Below are 3,362 nucleotides of genomic sequence, written 5' to 3' on the forward strand. Positions count from 1 at the left end.
GGGAGAGGGTTTTCTGAAGGAATGTGCAAAAAAATGGCTCTTTTGTTCCGAAATAAAGTGATAATTTACATTGTACTATTGGAAAAGATGGTATTTTAATTGCTAAATAAGTGTCTGCCTCACTTTCATGCATAGTGACTGTTTTGCTTTAAACACTAAAATCATCACTTATGAAAGCGCAGAGATGAACAATTTGGCTCATGTTTAATCCTGTTATCTCTTTAAACTTATATAGCCATTGTCTTTGTTCGACGTTTAGCTGAATTTGATAGGGCTTTAATGATTTTTTATCTATTTTTAATTTTGGAAATAGTTCTTTAAATAACATATCGTATATAGTTTTATCATGCAATTGTGTGTACAGGAAAGGAAGACGTTCTAATATTTTATGAATGTCTCTAGTCGGTTTCTTAATAGGAATGGACGTCGGTAAGTAGATTGTTGTACGTTTTGCGGTAATTTTTTTGTTCATAGAAGAGACTTGAATTTTTCGATGCATGCTTTCATGGACGTATGGCTTTATGAGATGAACGAAATAAAAAATTTGCGGTTGATCGTAGAGGATTAAACGATTTTGCTTGTCAAGCGAGAATTCTAATTTGTACAGCTGATAAATTGACTCGATAAGTTTTTCATTTTCAGCGGCGGAAAAGCCGTCAGTAGATAGAATGATTTTTTTGACTTGATTCTTTTCGATTTTTAAATGTCCATCATCTTGATACCACCATGCGAGACAAATGGGAGTTAACACAAAAGGTAAGAGGGAGAAGGGAACAGTTTTTTTACCATTTGGATACCAAATATCCTTTAATAAATCAATCACTTCCGAAGTGAATGATTGTACATAATAGTGTTCTGTAAATCCCATCTTTGTTCTTGGATCGATAATTTTTCTATATTTTGGCCGCGCTAATTTAATATATTTGCTAAGCTCTTGATAACAATAAAAACACCATGTTTTATCGTGAATGGCATGTGAAAATCGCAGACGAGGTCTTCGTGTTTTTTCGATTGTAAGATTGGCATCCCCTAGTAACTTCCCCGTAAGCATACTTAACGCATCTAACGGGAGAAGTTGCAGTAATGTTTCAATTTTTTTCATCATCTTTATGAGGCCTCCTAAAATAATTTTTCGAACATATATTCTATTATAAAAGACGCAAAGATATTTTCCAAACTCTTTTGGAACCGTCAAGTAACATGGAATGAACACTTTTTGCTCATTTATTTGAACAATTTATAGTTATATTTGATTGAAGGGGGATCTAATCTAGAAAAATAACGAATATAAATCAAGGAGTCTGCTATTAATAAGCTCTAATTTTTAGGATTTAACAGAACATACATTCGTATTTGTGTTATAATGAATTAGAGGTGATCATATGGATTATACAGATTACTATAGAAGTGTTGGACATTCCGAATTGTCACAATCACCGGTTGTGAACCTCTATAAGGAGCTCATCAGTGGAAAAAGAAAGGCGCTTCCTTCAGGTACATGGGAAAAAGACGAAAATGTGATCATTATTGTCCGTTATGCATTAGAAGTGCATCTTGGTTTGAAGAAGGAACAAATCCCTAAGATCCACAGATGCGTCATAAAGGAACAGAAGCTTTGGGGGGCTTTAAACCGTTTTAAATCTATTCGCAAATTAATTCAATTTGTATATCCTGGCCGATACAATGAATTTGATTTCAATCGAGTGCCGATTAATTACTGGAACAATATTCAAAATATACGCAACCGATTGGAATGGCATTTGCGCAGGGAAGGAATAAGGATTGTGGAAATACCGAGAAAGGTGAATTACGATTTGCTCGTTGAGTGGGGATTTTCCAACCCTTTGAAGCGATATGGCCATTCCCCATACCGCTTCATGAACGCCCTATACCCCGGTCGTTTTAAAGAAACGGATTTTAAAAAAATTCCTCAAGGTTATGCAACAAACCGCGAATTTTTGAAAGAGCAGTTTATGGACATGCTTCGTAAGGAAAAGATCCAGTTCGAAGACGTGCCGAAGAAAGTGACGCAGCAAATGCTCATCAAGCATCGTTTTAGTGCAGCTTTAAAACATCATCGCAATTCGCCTCTAGAGTTTATACAATATCTTTTTCCCAACCAATTTTCACTCGATGATTTTCACACAAAACCAAACGGCTATTGGAAAGATATCAAGAATGTCAGACAGGCCATTATTGATTTGATTGAAAGGGAGGGGGTAGCCGAGCAGGATGTCCCGCGCTTTATGACGAAACAGCGGCTGATGGCGGAGGGGCTGACTGGTCTGTTGCATGAATACCATGGTTCGCCGATTGAGATTATAGAAGCGGTGTTTCCAGGGAAGTATGATGTGACAGAGTTTCAGCGTGTGCCGAACCAACATTGGCATTCGCCGCAAAACCGGGTGCAGGCGCTGCGGACGTTTTGTGCCAAGCGGGGAATCGACCGCAAGGAGTTGCCGCGGTTAAATCGGGCGTATTTTCGCAAGCATTTCCCGCGGTTTATCAGCATGGTCGATCGCCATTACGACAGCAAATTTTACCGTTGGATTATGGAATCATTCCCCGAATATACATTTCAGCCTGAGGAATTTAATTTGCTAGTTGGGATTGACGGGCAATTGTGTGATTCAAAAGAAGAACTAGAAATCCATAACTTTTTGATTCGCGCGGTCGTTGATGGGAAAGTGGAAAGAGAAGGATGTCGTTTTGTGAACTACGAATATGACGAAGTATACATCCCTGACTGGGTGATCGAACAAAACGGCAGAAAGTGGATTGTCGAGTATTTCGGGCTATATGGTTCGACTCGTTATAAGTGGTATGCGGAGAAGGCGGGTCGAAAAATGCAGTTTTACCATTCGCTCGCCGATTATACGTTGATTGTGATTATGCCTGATGATTTTCGGGAAAAAGGGTTTCAAAGAATTGTGTCCCTTTTGCTTAGTAATGGAATACAGCTTCATGTTCATTGCTCTCATTGTTACTAAAGGAGAGAAACTTTTAGGGTTAAAACTGTCATCGTTTAAATTAAAGATGCTGCTTTCTACGATTTTTTATATGTGTGTAAGGTGATTGTTGATAAAATGGTAATAAAAAGAGATGGAGGAAAACAAAAATGAAATGGTCAGAGTTACGTAAGCAATATCCGAATCAATTTGTTTTGGTGGAGGCCATTTCGGCTTGTTCGCAAAATGGCAAACGCATCATTAAAGAAATGGTAGTGATCGATCGGTATCATAGTGTGTCTGATGCATGGAATGGTTATAAACAGCAGCACAAAACTTTTCCGGAGAAAGAATTATATATTTTTCACACAAGTAAGGAGCAAATAGAGGTAGAAGAACAATATTTTATAGGGA

General features: G+C 37.7%; 3 protein-coding genes. 2 read left to right on the forward strand and 1 reads right to left on the reverse strand.

Annotated elements, in window-relative coordinates:
• Window positions 1-148: 148 nt before the first annotated feature.
• Complete coding sequence (locus DCC82_RS16660) at window positions 149-1,105, reverse strand: endonuclease (protein WP_233253073.1); 957 nt, start codon at window positions 1,103-1,105, stop codon at window positions 149-151.
• 277 nt (window positions 1,106-1,382) lie between these two features.
• Between DCC82_RS16660 and DCC82_RS16665 the strand changes: the two genes are divergently transcribed.
• Window positions 1,383-2,990, forward strand: coding sequence for a DUF4046 domain-containing protein (locus DCC82_RS16665; protein ID WP_097355098.1), 1,608 nt, complete (start codon window positions 1,383-1,385; stop codon window positions 2,988-2,990).
• Between the two features lie 128 nt (window positions 2,991-3,118).
• A partial coding sequence (locus tag DCC82_RS16670) for a hypothetical protein (RefSeq protein ID WP_108430518.1) occupies window positions 3,119-3,362 on the forward strand: 244 nt, incomplete at its 3' end.

Source organism: Geobacillus sp. LYN3, assembly GCF_003064505.1.
Taxonomy (GTDB): domain Bacteria; phylum Bacillota; class Bacilli; order Bacillales; family Anoxybacillaceae; genus Parageobacillus_B; species Parageobacillus_B toebii.